This window comes from Staphylococcus sp. KUGN1, assembly GCF_045984185.1.
In the GTDB taxonomy this organism is placed as follows: Bacteria; Bacillota; Bacilli; order Staphylococcales; family Staphylococcaceae; genus Staphylococcus; species Staphylococcus warneri_A.
In genome coordinates this window covers 1-2291 of the sequence record NZ_JBJQIL010000015.1, presented here as the reverse complement: position 1 = coordinate 2291, position 2291 = coordinate 1, and the positions used below count along the sequence as shown (strand labels likewise).

The 2291-nt window shown below is 30.5% G+C and carries 2 protein-coding genes; one reads left to right on the top strand and one right to left on the bottom strand.

Translation table 11 applies throughout. The features are described 5' to 3' along the window. Positions 1-131 precede the first annotated feature (131 nt). The gene (gene qacG / locus ACJQQZ_RS12490) at positions 132-455 is read right to left on the bottom strand and encodes a quaternary ammonium compound efflux SMR transporter QacG (protein WP_408023170.1); all 324 of its coding nucleotides are present in this window, start codon (positions 453-455) and stop codon (positions 132-134) included. 276 nt (positions 456-731) lie between these two features. Between qacG and ACJQQZ_RS12485 the strand changes: the two genes are divergently transcribed. Beyond that, positions 732-1736 carry a protein rep gene (locus ACJQQZ_RS12485; RefSeq protein WP_081333478.1) on the top strand — a complete coding sequence of 335 codons (1005 nt, stop codon included), beginning with the start codon at positions 732-734 and terminating at the stop codon, positions 1734-1736. Positions 1737-2291 lie beyond the last annotated feature (555 nt).

Below are 2291 nucleotides of genomic sequence, written 5' to 3'. Positions count from 1 at the left end.
AGAAGAACCCTTAACTAAACTTGTAGACGAATGTCGGCATAGCGTGAGCTATTAAGCCGACCATTCGACAAGTTTTGGGATTGTTAAGGGTTCCGAGGCTCAACGTCAATAAAGCAATTGGAATAAAATAATCAATGGCTTTCTCCAAATACATTTAAGAGAACTACACCTATAACAATTAAGCCAATAGAAATTATACTAATTAAATTAACATTTTCTTTAAAAACGATAACTGAGATTATTGTTGTTAATACTAATCCTAGACCTGCCCATGTTGCGTAAGTTATATTTAAGGGCAAAAATTTTATTGTTAAACTTAAAAAATAAAAGCAAATTCCAAACGAAAGTAGTGTACCTAATGATGGCCATAACTTTGTGAAACCTTCTGATGTTTTTAAAAAACTAGTTCCGATTATTTCTGTTGCAATTGAGATAAATAAATATAAATAATGCATTAAGCTTCTCCTTTAATTTCTATTTGATAGCTTATATTTTAATTTATATTAAGTGAAAGTAAAATTTTTAAGATTTGTATTTTAAAACGAGTTGAAAACGAGTTTCTTCTTGTCTTGATACTATATAGAAATAACGTACTTTTTAAAAACATGAGTTAAGCCTTGATACAACAGTGTTTTTCTGTATTTTTAAGCGTGAAAGAAAAATTTGACATGAAAAAACCCCAGTTATATGATTAAGGTGTCGAATCTAAATCAAAACTGGGGGCTTTTTATATGCATTTTTATACTACAAGAAATATAGCCGAAAATCAAGATAATGAAACATTAAAAGATATGTCGAAAAGTGGGAAACAACGCCCATGGAGAGAAAAGAAAATCGATAATGTGAGCTATGCAGATATACTTGAAATTTTAAAAGTTAAAAAGGCTTATAACGTAAAACAATGTGGTAATGTCTTGGAGTTCAAGCCGACTGATGAAGGTTATTTGAAGTTACATAAGACATGGTTTTGTAAATCGAAATTATGTCCAGTTTGTAATTGGAGGCGTGCTATGAAGAATAGTTATCAAGCTCAAAAAGTGATTGAAGAAGTAGTTAAAGAAAAGCCGAAAGCGCGTTGGTTATTTTTAACACTTTCAACGCGTAATGCGATAGATGGCGAGACTTTAGAACAAAGTTTAAAGCACTTAACTGAATCTTTTAGAAGATTATTTAAATATAAAAAAGTTAGTAAAAATTTAATTGGTTTTATGCGTTCAACAGAAGTTACCGTTAATCAAAATGACGGTAGTTATAATCAACATATGCACGTTTTATTATGTGTTGAAAATGCGTATTTTAGAAAAAAAGAAAATTATATTACGCAGAGTGAATGGGTCGATTTATGGCAAAAAGCACTTCAGGTTAATTATCGACCGGTGGCAAATATTAAAGCGATCAAACCAAATCAAAAAGGTGATAAAGATATTCAAGCAGCAATCAAAGAGACCTCAAAATATTCGGTTAAGTCATCTGATTTTTTAACTGATGATGATGAAAAAAATCAAGAAATCGTGAATGATTTAGAAAAAGGTTTATACCGAAAACGTATGTTGAGTTATGGTGGATTGCTTAAACAAAAACATAAAATTTTAAATTTAGACGATGCCGAAGATGGCAATTTAATTAATACAAGTGACGAAGAAAAAACGACAGACGAAGAAGAAAAAGCACATTCAATTACTGCAATTTGGAATTTTGAAAAACAAAATTATTATTTAAAAAATGTGAAACGTTAGCTAAAAAGCTAGCGTTTTTTTATGTTTTTAGCCCCTGCGGGAACTATAGCGTTTAACCAGCATGGTTACCCACTTTTTATGCCAATTTTTAAATTTGCATGTAACTGGGCAGTGTCTAAAAAATTAGTCACTGGTTTTGTTTAAATTTTGTTTGTGAAATGAGAATATATTTATTTGGCTCATATTTGCGTTTTAAGAGCTTATGTATGTTTTTAGGTATAAAACTATATGATTTACCCCTAAAACTTTAAAATACCCCTTTAAAATTAAAATTAAAGGCATTTAAGATTTAACAAAATAAAAAGCCACCAATAAAATTTGGTGGCTACTTTCTTTCACTATTTTCATTTTTGGAAGTGAACAGTGAAAAGAAAACAGAACGCTAATTAAATTATAACACGCTTTTATGCCGAGAAAATTTATTGATCGTTGAGAAGAACCCTTAACTAAACTTGTAGACGAATGTCGGCATAGCGTGAGCTATTAAGCCGACCATTCGACAAGTTTTGGGATTGTTAAGGGTTCCGAGGCTCAACGTCAATAAAGCAATTGGAA